Source organism: Neobacillus vireti (assembly GCF_001026695.1).
Lineage (GTDB): Bacteria > Bacillota > Bacilli > Bacillales > Cytobacillaceae > Neobacillus > Neobacillus vireti.
The window spans coordinates 22,490-39,443 of sequence record NZ_LDNB01000014.1; the positions used below are offsets into that span (position 1 = coordinate 22,490).

The window sequence follows — 16,954 nt, forward strand, 5'->3', positions numbered from 1 at the left end:
GACTTTAGGTATCTATTCTGTTTTTCATCAGAATAGTATAATGCTATTAAAAACGATGGATGTGGTTTCATTGACTAAACATAAGCCGCCCATGGTCATTATGATTTTTAGAATCATCCTGATTGTGACGACTTCCATTGATATCATTTTGCGCCCCCAAATACCCCTTATGTTGAAGGTTGCTTTCATTTTCGGAATCATCCTTCTTCATATGAATGATCATTTGAGAAATCGTTACCAATTTTTTGAAAATAATCGTATACTTTATTATATATCGATGATGGCAAGTATCGTTGGAACGGGTCTATATTTAATTCGATTCGATAGTCTGCCGCTTAACTTTTATTTTGTTTTTCCAATTGTCGAGATTGTTCTTTATCGCCCTTGGATTCAAATCGGACTGCTCATCTTCCATGTTTTCGTATTTTTAAGCGTTATGTTTGTCCTTAAAGCCGGAGTTCAGGAGGCCTTGCTCCCGTATCTCGCCATGCTGCTACTGATTTATCTGTTTCGAAGCAACAGCCGGGAGAAAGAAAAGGGAAATCTGCTTAATGCCGAATTAATGGAGGCAAATGCGAAACTAAAGGAAATCACCATTGTAAAAGAACGGACGAGAATTGCCCAGGAACTTCATGATTCCATTGGTCATGCCTTGATTGCTTTGAAAATGCACCTAGAATTTGCCGAAAATATGATCGACACAGACCCGAAAAAGTCAAAAGAAGTGTTAGGGAAAGCCCTCGGAATCTCGCAGACTTCTATTACAGACCTTCGCAAGGCAGTTGATGTGTTAAAAGATGATCATGCCTGGAAAGTTAAGATTAAACTGCGCAATTCGCTTGATGATTTAATCGAAAGCTTACAAATTGCCGGGGGATTGAAATTTGAATTATTTTTTGACGACACTGCCGAGTACACGAGCAAGGAGATCCAAAAGGGGATTTATGAAACGGTGAGGGAGGCTATAACCAACGGTATAAAGCATGGAAATGCAAGAGGCTTTTATATTGAAATTTTTGTACACGACAATAAACTGCTTGTGAAAATTGAGGACGACGGGGCTGGGTGTGCTGATATTAAAAAATCTCACGGCTTACAAGGAATGGAAGACCGAATCCATTCATTAAACGGAAAAATTCAGTTTGTGTCGACCAAGGGCAAGGGTTTTGTTGTGGAAGCGGAGATTCCATTTGTAACGAGTGTGGGGTGATGAAATGATTGAAATTATCATTGTAGATGACCAAGGAATTGTAAGAGATGGCTTAAAAATGCTACTAAGCTTAAATGAAGAGATTCGAATCATTGGGGAGGCAGCAAATGGCGAAGAGCTCCTCAGCTTGCTTAAAGATAAGGTCCCTGATGTTATCTTAATGGACATAAGAATGCCAATTATGAACGGCATCGAGGCAACGAAGGCAGTTAAGGATCAATATCCAAATGTGAAAGTCATTATTTTAACCACCTTTAATGAAGATGAATATATTCTCAATGGACTGAAAAATGGTGCTGATGGTTTTATTCTAAAAGACTCTGACTTAAAAGAGATTATTAAGGCCATCAAAGCTGCGTATGAGGGTACACTTATGCTTCATTCTGAAGTAACAAGCAAGCTGATTAATGCCCTTCAGACTATTCCGGAATACCCTTCTTCCTCTTCCGTGAAAAAGATAGATCTATCAAAACTGCTAACACCAAGAGAAATCGAAGTCGTGGAACAAATTATGCAAGGGAAAAGTAATAAGACCATTAGCACAACATTATTTTTAACAGAAGGTACCGTAAAAAACTATGTTTCTCGTATACTTGATAAATTAGAACTCAAAAGCCGTTCTGAATTAATTATTTTTCTAAAAGGGAAATAGTAGAGAACCGTCCCCTTGCTTCCCCTAAAAAATTTTCCCTCGGCGAAAATAAAAAATGTTCTAAAAAATTTGTAAATATGGTAAAATACTCCTATATATTATATGATGGAGGGCTATTAAATGAGTGATATAGTATGGGGGAGTCCAGCTAGTTTATTTTGTTTAGGTTTTTTCTTTGCAGGGTTGGGAGTCTTTATTAAGCTTTCTAGAATATCTAAGAATTAAAGACTGCAAATTTCATTGCAGTTTTTTTTATGCTTTAATCCTGAAAAACAAGAAATCTCGAAGGAACAACAACAAAAGGAAATCATTGATATGGCTAATGAGATTATACATAACTAATGGGACAGGGACAGGCTCCTTGTCCCAATTATTGTTTAGAGATCCAATGTCTCCTGGGGCATTCTTGTTTTACGGTAAATACTTATGACATATCTTAGAGGACTTATGACATATTTTTGGCTATTTACTACACATTTTCCGCTACTTACTACGCATTTTCCGAAACTTCCGACATTTAGCGGGAATTATTGGCAACTAACTTCGAATTCCGTTTATTTTGGAACCTAAGCTGGTTGAGAGGTATTTTTTTAGAATAATATCCTAATGATTTCCAACGCCTCATATTAATGAATATGTGCTTTTTGCACAAATTTAAAGATGGAAAGGTGGGAAATCGATGTCCTCTAAAAGTCTGTTTCGTTTTTCCGGGAATGTCTTGTTATTGGGCGCTCTTTTAAACCTCGTTGCCGCCATCTGGTCGTTTTTTGTGAATTCCAATTTCCCTTCAGCTTCGGCTAGCGAACTTCAAAATCCACAGTGGGTAGTTTTTAACATTATAGGTTTCGTGGCATACGCTTTGATCCTCATCGGACTGCCTGGACTTTATTTACACCAGTCAGGTGGGAGGGGAGGCAAGGTAGGACTGATGGGATCATTATTTATCGCTCTTAGTACTTTTTTTAGAATCGGAGTGGCTGCCTATTTTATCGCAGTTGTGCCTATACTTGCTGAAAAGGCCCCGAAAATGATTGAAGAAACTGTCTTTTCTGGCTTTGTGCTTTTTCCATTTGGTGCATTTTTCTTTGGCTTGATTGGTTTTATTCTACTTGGGACCTCCATCATTCGCGCAAAAGTATTTCCGACATATGTAGCAATATTACTTATTATTTCGTCTGTAATTGAGGTTTCGGGAATTTTCATTGATGGCGCAACTGCTTCAGCTGTAATTTTGGTGTTAATTGCGCTTACTATGGGTATTGCGCTCGGTGTTATTGGGCTAAGATTAAAATCCAACTAGGGGTGTCAGTCTCTTGTTATCAATGAGGGCAATATTCTCAGATGTGAGGATATTGTCCTTTTTATTAGAAGAACAATGTATCATTTTTTTCCTTGTTGACAGTAAAATTTTTTAGAAATTAAGGAGGTAAAATGAAGAAGAAAACTACCAAGCTATTACTTATTTTCTTAACATTCCTCTTGTTAGGTTCAATACTGCTTGTATTAGTTTCCACTATCATACTTTCCCCACAATATGTTTTTAGGACAATCATAAATGGAGATTCGGATGTAATGGATTACAATGTATTTCCGAGGCGGATTATTCAAAAAAGCTCCCAACCCTATTATTACAAATATAACCTGGATGAATCCTTAAAAAAGATGTCAATAGACTATATGTATAAAGGGAAAGGCAGAACGACACGATTGGATACCTTTCTAAAGGAAACAAATACCACTTCATTTATCATTGTCCACGATGACAAGGTAGTGCTCGAAGAATATTTCAACGGATATGACAAGGATGCGGTTAATACATCTTTCTCAATGGCTAAGTCAATCGATTCGTTGTTAATTGGAATGGCGATTGAAGATGGTTATATAGAAAGTGAAAAGCAATCGATTGCGGATTATATAATCGAGTTCAAAGGAACGAATATGGAGAGGATTACAATTGAAGATTTACTTCTGATGCGTTCAAACATTAGCTATGAGGAAGGAAATATCTGGTTTAGCGACGATGCCAAAACGTATTACATGCCGGATTTACGTAATTTAGCGTTGACTCATACTAATCTGACTACAAAATACCAAGGTAAATTTCATTATAACAATTATCATCCTTTATTACTTGGCATCATCCTGGAGCGCAGTACGGGTAAACATGTAGCGGAATATTTCCAGCAGAAAGTTTGGGATAAGATTGGAGCCGAAAATGATGCTTCGTGGAGTCTAGACAGTAAACAGACAGGTTTTGAAAAGATGGAGAGCGGTATTAATTTCAAAGCGATTGACTTTGTAAAGATAGGCAGTCTGTTGCTTCATGGTGGAACGTGGAATGAACAGTATATCCTGAATGAAAAATGGATAAAACTGTCTACAATAAGCGGATTACCTTTAAATAGAGATGAATATAAAGGCTCATTCTTAGAAAATAAAAATATCGGATATAAATACATGTGGTATAGTACACAAAATAATAATGGGGATTTAGACTTTTTTGCGATGGGAAAGTATGGACAGTATCTATATATCTCTCCGGCAAACAATATTGTTATATTACGAACGGGTAAATCGCTAGGAAATGTAGATAGCTGGGAGGATATTTTTAAAGAAGTATCTTTAAAAGTAGGTAAAGATAAATCCAATCATAGAAATTAACAAGCCAAAAATAACAAGGGTGTATAAAAACTTGTATATTTTTGGCTTGTTAAAATTTGCGCATGCGATCCAGTATCCCCGGAAAGTGACAAGGGATTGTCCCTTTGTCCCTCTTGCCTAAAAAATATTATAGTGTTATAATTCGATAGTGTGATAACATGGTAACGTACTAAAGTAAAATTAAAATCGAATTAAGGTGGTTTTTTTCATATGAAACGTCTAGTATCTATAGTTCTAGTGATCGCAGCGGTATTTTCTGTTTTAACAGCCTGCTCGAATAATACATCGGGCGATAAGGAAAAGGATGATCAAACGCTGATAATCGGTATTGACGATAAATTTGCTCCGCTTGGATTCCGTGACGATGCTAATAATATTGTTGGTTTTGATATTGACTATGCAAAAGCAGCTGCTGAAAAAATGGGCATGAAGGTTAAATTCCAGCCAATTAACTGGAAAACTAAGGAATCTGAACTAAGCAGCGGCCGGATTGATCTTATTTGGAATGGTTATACAATTACCGATGAACGTAAGAAAAAGGTTCTTTTTACAAAGCCCTATTTAAAAAATGCTCAGGTAGTGGTCACACTGGCTGATTCTAAAGTATCCAAACTGGCAGATTTAGAAGGCAAAAGGGTCGGGCTGCAGTCTTTATCTTCAGCTTCGGATGCCTTGGATGCGAATCCAATAAAGTCCAAGATTAAAGATGTGACGGAGTTTTCCGATAATGTGATGGCCTTGAATGATTTAAAGAGCGGCCGATTAGATGCGGTTGTGATTGATGAAGTTGTGATTGATTATTACATGACAAAAGAGCAGGGTACGTTCAAAGTGCTTAATGAATCCCTCGCTCCTGAGGAATATGGAGTAGGCGTGAAAAAAGGGAATGAGGAACTGCTGAACAAACTGCAAAAGGCACTCGATAAAATGAATGAAGACGGCACGGCCGCTGAAATTTCAAATAAATGGTTTGGAGAAGATAAAGTAGTAAAATAATGATAAATAGGTAGCAAAACAGGATTCCAAAGGGACCCTGTTTTGTCTTGCGCTGGGCTACAGAGAGCTATCGCTTTCTGCACGCATTAAGGGAGACTAAGCCGATTTCCAATCGACTAAGTCTCCCTATATCGGGGCTGATCAAGGCTCTTATGCTTTTTGTTATTGGAGGAATCCTGTTATGTCGTTTGAGTATATTATAACGATCCTTAAGCCGATGCTGGAAGGGGCGCAAATGACGGTTCTTTTGTTTGTGATTGCCATTGTTGTGTCGCTTCCGCTGGGCTTTTTGTTAACGTTAGCTGTAAAAAGCAGCTTCAAGCCACTTTCTATGCTGGCACAAGCTTTTATTTATGTGATGCGCGGGACACCGCTTTTGCTTCAGCTATTAGTGATCTGTTTTGGGCTGCCGATGATTCCGGGCATCGGGGAATATTTGGTGCTGGACCGCTTTGTCGCTGCTTGTATCGGGTTTATCCTTAATTACGCTGCCTATTTTGCTGAGATTTTCCGCGGCGGACTTTTGGCCATTGATAAAGGACAGTATGAGGCTGCACAAGTTCTCGGTTTTTCTAAATGGCATATGACGACAAGGATCATTCTGCCGCAAATGTTTCGTATTGCCCTTCCTGCTGTGGCAAACGAATCGGTGACACTTGTCAAGGATACGGCCCTGCTATATGCCGTTGCGGTTCCGGAATTATTGCATTATGCAGAGACAGCAGTCAATCGTGATTTTACGATTATTCCTTTTGCTGTAGCGGGTGTTATTTATCTGCTGATGACGCTTGTATTAACGCTGTTCTTTAAATGGATCGAGCGGCGGTTTAGATTTGAATAAGGAGGGGGAATGAGGATGGCAATCATTGAAGTTTCGAATCTCAAAAAGTCGTATGGCAATCTGGAAGTCTTAAAACAGATTAGCTTTGATGTTAATAAAAACGATGTAGTGGCTGTAATTGGCCCCTCCGGATCTGGGAAAAGTACGATGCTCCGAAGTCTTGTCCACCTGGAAAAAGTTGATGGAGGCAGTATTCGGGTTTCCGGTGATGATCTTGTAAAGGATGGAGTTTACTCAAAGCCAGACGAAATCAAGCAGATTACCACCAAGATGGGAATGGTATTTCAGCACTTTAACCTGTTCCCACACCTAACAGTCAAAGAGAATTTGGAAATGGCTCCACGATTAGTGAAAAAGGAGTCTGCTTCCGATATAAGGAAGCGAAGCAGCGAGCTTCTGCAGAAGATTGGGCTTACGGGCCGGGAAAATGCTTACCCTGCTCATTTATCAGGCGGCCAAAAACAAAGGGTAGCCATTGCTCGGGCGTTGATGATGAATCCTGATATTCTGCTGTTTGATGAGCCTACTTCGGCGCTCGATCCCGAGTTAACCGGCGAAGTCCTGCAGGTGATGAAGGACCTGGCAGAAGAACACATGACCATGATTGTCGTCACCCATGAGATGGGATTTGCAAAAGAAGTAGCCAGCCGTGTTATTTTTATGGACAATGGAGAAATTATTGAAACCGGTCATCCTTCTGATGTATTGACCAACCCGCAATCCGAACGGACGAAGGCGTTTTTAAAACGTTGATGGTGGTGCCGTAGAAGCGTGACGAAGGTAATTATATAGTAACAATTCAGGGTTCAGTCCGAGCTAATTTAACTGCAGGGCTGAACCCTTTTACGTAGGGGTACATGATTTTTTAAGTATTTGGACCAAATTCAATATCCATGTAATCTGCAATGGCTGGATATGGCACAAATTCTAGTGCAGCCGCCAACCATAGTTCCTTTTTATAAAGGCTCTATTATAAATGAATGTTGATTTCACTGTGTTTGAAAAATAAACGGAAAAATTCCGTTTAAATTGGGAAATACTCATATTTTCTTAAAAATAAAGGGAGTATTTCCGCTTATATTATCTAAATCGTTGGATTTTGCCTTATTTAGAGCAGTTAATCGGAATATCTCCGCTTATATCTGCTTCTTAAGCTTCCTCTATATACATTAGCCGGAAATTCTCCGCCTATGAATTTTCATACCTACACGAAAATCATCAATGAAATAATAACAGAGCCTTTATAAAAGTAATTTTTAGCCTGGAGGATTCATTTTTCACAATCTAGTCAAAACTTTGTTGCAAAATTATGAATAACATCACAGACAGCTTTTTTAACTTGGGTAAAGTGCTAATATGTAAGTGTAGTAAGAAACAAACAAGATCTTGTAAAATAAAAAACAAATTAATTTTAATCCTAAGGGGATGGAGTATTATGTTAAATCTTTTAAGAAAAAATACTATTGCTGCAGGGGTTTTAGCAATCATTCGGATTTATATAGGTTATCAATTTATACATGCAGGTTTTGCAAAAATTACAAGCGGCGGATTTGATGCAAGTGGGTTCTTAAAGGGCGCGATTGCTTCTAGCACAGGAGAACACCCAGCTGTTCAAGGCTGGTGGGCAGCATTTCTAGAGCATATTGCATTGCCTAACGCTGATCTGTTTTCTTTCTTAGTGCAATGGGGCGAAATATTAGTCGGAATTGCGTTAATCCTAGGTCTTCTCACTAACTTTGCCACACTAATGGGATTGGTGATGAATTTCTCTTTCTTATTCAGCGGCACGGTGAGCACTAACGGCCAACTGATTCTTTTAGCCTTCTTCGTTCTCGTTGCCGGAGCAAATGCTGGCAAATTCGGCTTAGACCGTTATGCAATGCCTTATGTACGTAAATACTTTACAGTTAAAGGTAATCATCGAAAAGGCACAACCGTTGCTTAAATACTATATAAATAGTCGAGGAAAGGCATTCGAATATTAACTTATTCGGATGCCTTTTTCCGCATTTATTAAACAATATGAATGCTTTAGGAGTTGGATTTACTTTTAATCGCATGACCGCAGATTTTAGGGATTCCTTCCAGCTTGGAATCTATTCCGAATTGGTTCCTCCCATGCTTCTTTAATGTTTTTAGATTTTCATATAAAATGGAACGAGTATGGGAAGGGGACTTTTCCCTGGGAGGGCTGAGGATGAGAAAGAAAAGGAAAGTTATTCTGATTGTTTTTATTGGTATTGCATTTCTATTAACGTTTTGTCGTTCCGATTATAAATATGATGTGAAGAGATATATAAAGGGAAAATATCATTTTGATGTGGATGTACTTAATACACCTACTATTAATACAGGGAATATGGGAAATAGTTCTTTTACTGTAAGACGTTCCGATATACCAGAACTCATCTTTTCCGTTGACACAAAGGGTTTTTTTGTTAATAAAATTACAGGTGATAATTATCAAAAAGTAAACAAAGTTTATCAGTTAAATCAAAAGTACCAAGATTCGGAGGATTACAAAGCACTTTTAGCCAAGGGGATTCATTCGTTTTTGTCTTTTTACGGGATGAGCAAAGAGGAGGATCATCTGGGAGTTTCGCTTGTATTAATGAAGAAAGATGCTTTAGAAATAAACGATTCTAATTTCACAGACCTTTATAATGGTTTACAAACAATGAGGGCATTTATTCCCAATGATTATCTTGCAAAGGAGCTAATCATTCTTGATGCATTTGACAGCAGCCTTAATAATGTCCATTCTACATATGAAAAGCACGGTCCTTTAGGATACTTAAGTTTTGGATGGGAATTAAGCGAGGTAACAGACTCGATTTCTTTCAAAAAGCTCCTAGAGAAAGAAAATGCAGAATCAGGTGAAATGGTAAAAACACATTTTTATAAAAAGGATTTCCATTTAATAAAAGGAATAGAAGCCGATTTAAACAAGTTAGGTTTTTTTGTCAGAAAAGATAGGCATTTCTTTCCTTTAGTCTGCGATTCTACAGCGGAGACGTTTGATGCAATAAATTTAGACACTTGTGACCAATATCGTCTATCGTTAAAAGTTAAAGAGCAAGAATACGAGGAAATGCTTGATCATTTGTCTAATTATAAAGTATCCAAATTTTATCAATCTATTTTGCTTTATAAAGAAACAGGGTTACATATATCAACACTTATCATAGCAAAAGAGAATGGAAGTAATAACGACTTTTTATATTTAAAACTTCAGTTAAATGAAATAAATTCCGAAAATGACGCTAGAGAGGTTTTAAAAAAGGCGATTGACGAAAAGCATTAAAGCCGGGACAAGGGGACTGCGGGACAGGCACCGTGTCCCAAGTACACAGCTCTATTCTCACTCCTCGCCAAACTGTTTACCATGGGAGGGGTCCTGAAATTTACCACCAAAGTCTTCAAAAACTTAAGGGGCTGCTGGCAAGTCATTCTTACTCTGTTCTATATATTGAGCAGACGTTGAACTGAATGTTGAAGATGTTAGTAAAATGTTTAATAGAAAAATTGCCATCAGCCTTATACAAACGATTGTGTAAGGCTGACGAAAATAGTTACTGTGCTTTCTTAAATGTGAGTTCTTTTCCTTTTGTTTCTTTCTTTTACTAACATTATACTTATAATAGAAATGATACTTGCTACTACTAAATACATCGAAATTGGGATCGAGCTATTAAATGTTTTTAGGAGGCTTAATGAAATTAATGGAGCCAATGAGCCTGCTAATATGGGTGCTATTTGATAGCAAAAGGACAAAGCTGTATATCTGATATGAGTAGGGAATAACTCTGTCATTAATGCTGAGTATGGTGAATACGTCATCGATTCAATGAATAAACCAAGCGTAATGGCGGCCATGATGATCCAATTGTTTCCGGTATCCATCATTGGAAACCCAATAAATCCCAAAATGCCGTTAAAATGGCTCCTGTCATATAGATTGGTTTACATCCCCAAACATCACTTAAGTGTCCCATTAATGGAATAAAGAAAAAGTGAAGAGCATGGGCACCAAACATTAATAATAAAATTTGTGAAGTATCTTTATGGACCACAAGTTTTAAATATGTAATGGAGAACGTTACTACCATATAATATAAGTTGTTAAACGTAACGAAACGAGTAAGATTGGAGCCCAATAACCAATACTACTGAATGTTGGAATACATCCCATTAAGAAGGTCGTAATTCCAACGATAATTAAACTAAGCTGTAATAATTTTTTTCGCCCAATTCTATCCCCATAATGACCAAAGACAAGCCCGCCGATCGGTCTGGCTAAAAAGCCTACTGCATAGAGAGCAAATACGGCTAGGATGCCGTCGATAGCGCTTCCAGTTTGTTGAAAAAATAATTCTCCAAAAACTAGAGCTGAAGCGGTACCATATAAGAAAAACTCATACCATTCAGCCACAGATCACCTTCACGTTTCTGGGTCAGGTGATCGATTATTCCTCTTTCATCTTATTTCTTGCACCATTGTTCATATGCATTTTTACTTAAACAGGCTTCTTTGAAAAATAAGACAGGATGGGGGCGGAGCACTTCATGAATCCATCTAGCGGATTTGCCGCTCCACTCAAACTGTCGATATAATAGGCTGCAAAAGATTACTTCAATCAAGTGGAAGCACCGGTAAAGGATTTTGTTATTTTTGATCGAGTGGCCCATTATCCCCAATTTGAGCAAAAAGAGCAGTTTGTAGATTGGTTAAACAAAACATGGGGTGTGCTAGAATAGTGCCTTTCATCACCCGGATTTATGTTAAAGCAATAGGCAGACTAAGTGCCAGGCACCAGCAACCTAAGCAGTTCCCTGCATGATCTTTATTTATTCCGTATATTGTTAATAAGAAGGGATTATTTTCTTATTTGTCGAAATAAACTTAAGACCCACTATTTAAGAAGGAAAGCGGGAATATTTATGCTGAAAAAAGGGATTATTGCCTTATTATTGATGGGAATTGGTTTCCTCTGTACTTCATGCATAACTGTACAGCAAAAACAGACTATTGGTGATGGTGTCAAACTATTCGAAACCGGTTATGATAACAAAATGCGCGATTTCACTTATGATCACAAAGTAGACGATTTTGCCACGACCAATACTGATATTAAAAATTTTATTCTTCTCCAATCCGAGGGTGCATTCATGCTCGGCCCGGCAGGAGTTGATTATTATAAAACCAGTGTGGCTAATATGATTCTAACCTTGCAAAGGTTCACCGATGAGATGGAACAAACGTCCGTTCCAAAGCAGTACAAACAGGCACATGAGGACTTGTTGCAAGCTTATCAAAATTTCTTCGATGCAGTAACGGTTTATCAAAAGGCCTTAAACAAAGACGGCATTACCACTTCAAATATAGAGGGTTTATTCTCCGCTTACCCGCAAATTACACTAGCTTCGGAAAAGTGGTATACACTTTATAAAAAAGGAAAAGCGATTCAGGGACCTAGTAAATATATAGTTATAGGAAACTTGCAGGACCGGTGGTTCTATATAAACAGCACACAATCCCGTATAGAAGAAACCTTGGGCATGATTAAGTCCAATCTACTTCCGCGGGTTGAGAAAAAAGATAATAATAGCGCAGATAAAATGCAGCATAACTTGGTTCATCACCTTCCAAGTGTGATTTTCTATATGAAGATCATACAAGTTCCGGAATCTTTTTCGACCGCACACCAGCACCTTCTTAGTGCCTGCGAAAATTTTTATAATTTTATAAAAGATACCCAATATCAACAAAACAACGAGGAATATCAAGAAAAATTAAAAGGTTGTTATGAGGATATTGAGAAAGCTTGGAAAGAGTGGAAGTTAGTAGAGGGGGAAGACCAATTCTAGATTAGAGCAGTGCCTGTGTCACCACTCGGATTTTGTCGAAAGTTTCGACATGATTCGGGTCGTGCCAGGCACTTTTATTTTTAAATAGATGCTTCGTAAATAGATTCAACTGCCTTCGAAAGGGCAGTATTAAATTCTTCATCTGTTTGATGGACATTTAAATCTTGGCTCAAAGCCCTGGAGAAACTGGCGATTAAACCATCATTCATTTTTAGCTTTTCGTTTGCCTTATCTCTTGAGTAACCACCGGAAAGTGCAACGACACGAACCACTTTTGGATGGTTAATAAGTTCTTTGTATGTGTTTGCTTGTGTAGGAATCGTTAATTTTAACATCACAAATTCATTATCACTCAAATTATTAAGGTGATTTAGAATTTCCGTCTTTAGTAGTTCCTCACACTTTTCTTTTTCGAGGCTATTAATATCCACTTCCGGTTCAATAATTGGAATCAGACCTGCAGCAATAATCTGTTTACCAACCTCGAATTGTTGTTCAACAACGTCTTTAATTCCTGCTATATTGGCTTCTTTGATAACTGAACGCATTTTTGTGCCAAATATATGACGTTCATTCGCACGTTTCAATGTTTCGTCCAGATCGGTGATTGGCTTCATCAATTGCACGCCATTAATTTCCTCAGCAAGTCCTTTGTCCACTTTTAAAAAAGGGACGATGCCTTTCACTTCAGCGAGATAATCGCCCGTATACTTACCCTCAATTTTGCGGTCCATCGTTTCTTCAAACAGAATAGCACCCAAAATTTTACTCGAATCAAAAGCGGGTGATGTGATGATTCTTGTCCGCATTTCATGCACCAAATTGAACATTTCATCCTCGCCCGAATAGGCATCCTTTAAAACACCGTAGGCAGCTAGTGCTTTAGGTGTACTTCCACCACTTTGGTCCAGTGCTGCAATAAATCCTTTTCCCATTTTCATTTTTTCAAATTGATCTTGTTGCATCATCTTTCACTCCTTTTCCCTAATCGTGTCATCCTTCATTGGTATGGAAAGAAATATATGAAGCAATTACATATTTCATTATAGCATTAATGAGGATAAGGTTATAATCATGGTTAAGTCGCTGGGATAAAACGGTTAAAGAAATATCTTAAAAAGTTCTAAATCATCCGAAAATATGGTGAAATGTCCCTACGTTATCGATAATGGAGGGGTATAAATGAGCGAGATCGTTTGGGGGAGTCCAGCCAGTTTATTTTGTTTAGGTTTTTTCTTTGCAGGATTGGGAGTTTTTATTAAGCTTTCTAGAATGCCTAAAAAATAACAACGAAAATCAAAAAATCCACTCCCCAAGCCGGGAGTGGATTTTCGCGATCATCTCGTGTAAGTGCAAGTACATTCCTTACTCGCTAACCCCAATTTTAATAAACGAATACTGAAAATTTTCATCACCAGAAACAACATGAAAGATTGGTGTTGCCTGCTCCAGATTATGCTCCTCCATATAATCGAAAAGCAGCTTATAGGCGGCTTCTGTCTTTGCCTCGACGTTTTCTGCGAGGCAAAGTGAGACCATGTTTTCAATGCTGAAATAGGTGTGGAAGCGCATGTCTTCCACGGGTTCAATCCAGTCCTCCTCCATCGGCATGAAAATTTCCGCGTTTACCATCTCATCGAGCGGGACATTGTGGATGGAGTAGAAGAGCGGGCCGCGCACTGCTGCCTTCAGAGAGCCAACATCGTTTAAAAAATCTTCAAGAGCCTCATTCATATCTAGATAATGGAAGCGATATTTTCGCGAAAGGACATTGGAGAAGCGGATGGAATCGTTTGGGTTAATCATCCAACCGCCCCTTTGCGATCGGGGCATAAATATCAATGATCCCGCCACCGTATACATCTAAATAAATATGGTAAAATGGCTCTTGCAAATCAAAACGGAACTCGTCGGCACAGGCCCGCAGTATTTCATAGGATTCTTCCAGGTCTTCCTCTAAATCAGCATGGCGCAAAATCAGGCAGTCGGCAAACTCCCATTTCGGATAGAACTGATATTTCCCATTTTCCCCAAGCTCAATCGGGGCATTCACCGGCAAGTAAAAGGTATAATCGGCTAAATCGGTTTTCGGGTCATAATTTGCAAATTGATAGATGACTGGGCCTGTCCCATATAGACCGCTTTTGATGACCGCATTTCTTAATTCAACGGCGCTCACAAACCATTCTTCCGATTTACATGTGGCTTTCGCGCTTATCACATTATGAAACACAACCGGTTTCCGTTTAATATTCATCGTTTCACACCTCGTTCTGCTAGTTTTTTAGGCGGCTTTTTCGAAAAGGAATCAAACCGGCATTTACAGTAGGCTAATAGAAAAAACTCTGGCCAGGCGATGGCAATAAAGTACTGTATTAGGACAAATGCCCCCAGCAGGATGTAGATTTCAGCGAAACCACTACCATTGCTTGACAGTGTTTTGATAATCGAACCCCCAAAAATCGTAGCTCCGATGACAAACGATAGACTTATATGACCTTTGGATGTTTGAAAATCGTAGAGTAATTTTCCGCCTTTTTGGAAGGCGCCTTTTTTAACTCGAATAATTGCCCGCCAGGTCGAAAGGAATAAATAGACCAGACCACCGCCAATCAGAACATAACCTGTGGTCCACATATAGTCTGGAGCAAGGCGGTCTTCAAGAGCGAGAAAATAGACCTTATAAAAATCAAGTGAAAATTTTAAACCGATGATGGCAAGTAAAATCGATTGGATCTTTTGAAATTTATATGTATTTTTTGAAAAGGTGAAAAAGATCGCAATCACGAGCTGTGCCAGTAATAAATAAATATCGATTCTAATAAATCGAATCCAGGCATCACGAATAAACATCATGGAGTCGGCTCCCACGGTCACTACGATGGTGGAAACCGCGCTGATTAAAAAAGTGACCCAAAAAAAGGCAGAAATGCGATCAGGGCTTAACCGCCCGTTCGCCACTGTCTTCAGTTCATAGAAATCTGTTTCGTTACTATTTTTTAACATAAGATGCTCCTACCAGAAGATTTTTTTAAGCGAATTGGATATCTTGTTTCCGATTGCTTTTGCCGTCTTAATCGGGTGATTGGCAATGTCCTTTACCCGGTCGGTAACACTTTCCGCCGGCGGTCCGCCAAATTTAAAATTGGCAGCGGCATTGATTGTAAATCCGACAAGGCCCCCGACAACGGTGCCAACAGGAGGGAGGAAGAAGGAACCTGTAACTGCGCCTATCGCCGTTGCCCCGCCTGCCATCCCGATATCAACGCCAAGGTTGACGCCAAACTCTTTTACCTTCGTTGAGTTATAGTTCCATTGTCCGGTATGCTTATCTTGGAAACTGTCCTGAAAATCACTCCACACCGTGAGGCCTGTTCCGAGGATTCCCAGGGCTTTTCCGGTGTTTGCCAGGCCTTGGGCATTTTTCCAGCCTTTAAAATCGTCCCAAACCTTCACTCCGCCAGTAAACCCATCTTTTGCCGCTCTTCCCACTAGCTTCACTTGATCTTGACCAATGTTTCGGACTGCTTTATTTAAGTCATCAAACTGGGTGTTCATAAATTTATTGCGGTTGTTAAAAAAACGGCCGCGATTTTCGTCATAAAGCGCCACACCCTCATTCGCTAATTTTGTGACGAAAGTCCGGCTCCATTTAGCTGTTCCGCTGAGGTTTTGCTTCATTAAGTTATAGTACTTTGAAAATTCCTGGTGGCTGCCTACTTTTCCTCTTACGACCTTAATGAGGACTTTTCCGTCTTTACGATATAGCCTGAAGGAAAGGCCCTTACCTGCCCGAAGAAGGGTTTTCGGGTTAACGGCCATAGCAGTAGCGCCCAGCATGAAATTGCGGACTAGCACTTTCCAGTCATTTGAGCCGGTGATTTTTTTCTCGGCTTCATCATAATAATTGGCTGATTGTTTTAAAAAGCTGTCTAATTCCATTACTTGTTTCGTTAGTTTATCGAGGGAAGTGTTAACAGCCTGGAGCCTGCCACTGAGATTTTTTCGTGCTAAGATGCGGCTATCGATTTGATGGGTGGTGGATTGCAGGTTGGTTTTGGCCGTTATTAATTTTTGCGCTTGATGCCGGACAAGACTGCTGTTTTGCTCAACGCTGCCAGTATTGATTTTGATTTGAGACATGTTTCCGTTTTCACCTCCAGAGTCGACTCTTTCCTTATGGATTTGCCTTGGCTTTAGCAGCGGCTTCGGCTTTTGCCTCTGCCTCCGCCTTTGCTTTCGCTTCTGCCTCGGCCTTCGCCTTCGCTTCTGCTGCTTTTTTCTCTTCTATTTCTCTATGTATTTCATTTGCTGTACTTTGAATATCGTGTCCAATGGAGTCTAATTCGGTTGCCAACCGGGAAAGCTCTGTTGTCAAGTTGTCAAAATGATGATTAATATAGGTCACTTCAGTAGCCTTCCAGCTGCTTTCCAGGCTGCCTTTCACCGTATTCAAACTGTTTTTACTTCCTCTAATATCTGCAGCAATATCATTTACCCGTCTTCCTTGATTAAGGGCATTGCTTAGATTAAATTCCATAATTTCATCACCTCCTCCTATTGTATTATTTCTGATTAGATTTTTTTGGAAAAACGCAAAAAATGAATCGTTTTTCCTATGAGTAAAGGAGAAAGGTCCTAGGTACAGGGGTGCGGTAGCTGGCCGGGCGACAGTGGTGGGATGAGGGGACAAGCCATAGGCTTGATGAAGGACAAATCGATGTCA

17 protein-coding genes are annotated in these 16,954 nt (G+C 39.1%); 10 read left to right on the top strand and 7 right to left on the bottom strand.

All coding sequences use genetic code 11. The features are described 5' to 3' along the window. Nucleotides 1-70: 70 nt before the first annotated feature. The 9 genes from AA980_RS17555 to AA980_RS17595 all read left to right on the top strand — a co-directional run bounded on the left by AA980_RS17555 (nucleotide 71) and on the right by AA980_RS17595 (nucleotide 9,664). Nucleotides 71-1,210 carry a sensor histidine kinase gene (locus AA980_RS17555; RefSeq protein WP_024028744.1) on the top strand — a complete coding sequence of 380 codons (1,140 nt, stop codon included), beginning with the start codon at nucleotides 71-73 and terminating at the stop codon, nucleotides 1,208-1,210. A 7-nt stretch (nucleotides 1,211-1,217) separates the two neighbouring features. After that, complete coding sequence (locus AA980_RS17560; protein WP_201779388.1) at nucleotides 1,218-1,862, top strand: response regulator; 645 nt, start codon at nucleotides 1,218-1,220, stop codon at nucleotides 1,860-1,862. A gap of 679 nt (nucleotides 1,863-2,541) precedes the next feature. Continuing rightward, nucleotides 2,542-3,162: a hypothetical protein gene (locus AA980_RS17565; protein ID WP_024028746.1), complete on the top strand. Its 621-nt coding sequence runs from the start codon at nucleotides 2,542-2,544 to the stop codon at nucleotides 3,160-3,162. Between the two features lie 131 nt (nucleotides 3,163-3,293). Beyond that, nucleotides 3,294-4,523, top strand: a complete 1,230-nt coding sequence (locus AA980_RS17570) for a serine hydrolase domain-containing protein (protein ID WP_024028747.1) — start codon at nucleotides 3,294-3,296, stop codon at nucleotides 4,521-4,523. A 210-nt stretch (nucleotides 4,524-4,733) separates the two neighbouring features. Further along, complete coding sequence (locus AA980_RS17575; protein ID WP_024028748.1) at nucleotides 4,734-5,519, top strand: amino acid ABC transporter substrate-binding protein; 786 nt, start codon at nucleotides 4,734-4,736, stop codon at nucleotides 5,517-5,519. Between the two features lie 181 nt (nucleotides 5,520-5,700). Further along, nucleotides 5,701-6,360 carry an amino acid ABC transporter permease gene (locus AA980_RS17580; protein ID WP_024028749.1) on the top strand — a complete coding sequence of 220 codons (660 nt, stop codon included), beginning with the start codon at nucleotides 5,701-5,703 and terminating at the stop codon, nucleotides 6,358-6,360. A gap of 15 nt (nucleotides 6,361-6,375) precedes the next feature. Further along, entirely contained in the window at nucleotides 6,376-7,113 is a 738-nt protein-coding gene (locus AA980_RS17585) for an amino acid ABC transporter ATP-binding protein (RefSeq protein ID WP_024028750.1), read from the top strand. A gap of 682 nt (nucleotides 7,114-7,795) precedes the next feature. Next, nucleotides 7,796-8,305 (top strand): DoxX family protein, encoded by a 510-nt coding sequence (locus tag AA980_RS17590; protein WP_024028751.1) that lies wholly within the window; start codon nucleotides 7,796-7,798, stop codon nucleotides 8,303-8,305. 252 nt (nucleotides 8,306-8,557) lie between these two features. Beyond that, nucleotides 8,558-9,664: a hypothetical protein gene (locus tag AA980_RS17595; RefSeq protein WP_024028752.1), complete on the top strand. Its 1,107-nt coding sequence runs from the start codon at nucleotides 8,558-8,560 to the stop codon at nucleotides 9,662-9,664. A gap of 798 nt (nucleotides 9,665-10,462) precedes the next feature. On the opposite strand, the gene AA980_RS28275 is transcribed toward AA980_RS17595, so the two are convergent. Then, nucleotides 10,463-10,792 carry an MFS transporter gene (locus tag AA980_RS28275; RefSeq protein WP_407937468.1) on the bottom strand — a complete coding sequence of 110 codons (330 nt, stop codon included), beginning with the start codon at nucleotides 10,790-10,792 and terminating at the stop codon, nucleotides 10,463-10,465. A 509-nt stretch (nucleotides 10,793-11,301) separates the two neighbouring features. Between AA980_RS28275 and AA980_RS17605 the strand changes: the two genes are divergently transcribed. Beyond that, nucleotides 11,302-12,228: a hypothetical protein gene (locus tag AA980_RS17605; protein ID WP_024028753.1), complete on the top strand. Its 927-nt coding sequence runs from the start codon at nucleotides 11,302-11,304 to the stop codon at nucleotides 12,226-12,228. A gap of 80 nt (nucleotides 12,229-12,308) precedes the next feature. On the opposite strand, the gene AA980_RS17610 is transcribed toward AA980_RS17605, so the two are convergent. The 6 genes from AA980_RS17610 to AA980_RS27615 form a co-directional block, all read right to left on the bottom strand. Continuing rightward, nucleotides 12,309-13,193, bottom strand: coding sequence for a fructose bisphosphate aldolase (locus AA980_RS17610; protein ID WP_024028754.1), 885 nt, complete (start codon nucleotides 13,191-13,193; stop codon nucleotides 12,309-12,311). Between the two features lie 400 nt (nucleotides 13,194-13,593). Beyond that, entirely contained in the window at nucleotides 13,594-14,034 is a 441-nt protein-coding gene (locus AA980_RS17615; RefSeq protein ID WP_024028755.1) for a DUF5085 family protein, read from the bottom strand. Then, nucleotides 14,027-14,485, bottom strand: a complete 459-nt coding sequence (locus AA980_RS17620) for a DUF5085 family protein (protein ID WP_024028756.1) — start codon at nucleotides 14,483-14,485, stop codon at nucleotides 14,027-14,029. Before AA980_RS17620 ends, AA980_RS17615 begins: the two co-directional genes overlap by 8 nt. Further along, nucleotides 14,482-15,234: a hypothetical protein gene (locus AA980_RS17625; protein WP_024028757.1), complete on the bottom strand. Its 753-nt coding sequence runs from the start codon at nucleotides 15,232-15,234 to the stop codon at nucleotides 14,482-14,484. Before AA980_RS17625 ends, AA980_RS17620 begins: the two co-directional genes overlap by 4 nt. 9 nt (nucleotides 15,235-15,243) lie before the next feature. Then, nucleotides 15,244-16,371 carry a hypothetical protein gene (locus AA980_RS17630; RefSeq protein WP_024028758.1) on the bottom strand — a complete coding sequence of 376 codons (1,128 nt, stop codon included), beginning with the start codon at nucleotides 16,369-16,371 and terminating at the stop codon, nucleotides 15,244-15,246. Between the two features lie 34 nt (nucleotides 16,372-16,405). Next, nucleotides 16,406-16,768, bottom strand: coding sequence for a hypothetical protein (locus AA980_RS27615; RefSeq protein WP_024028759.1), 363 nt, complete (start codon nucleotides 16,766-16,768; stop codon nucleotides 16,406-16,408). Between the last annotated feature and the right edge of the window lie 186 nt (nucleotides 16,769-16,954).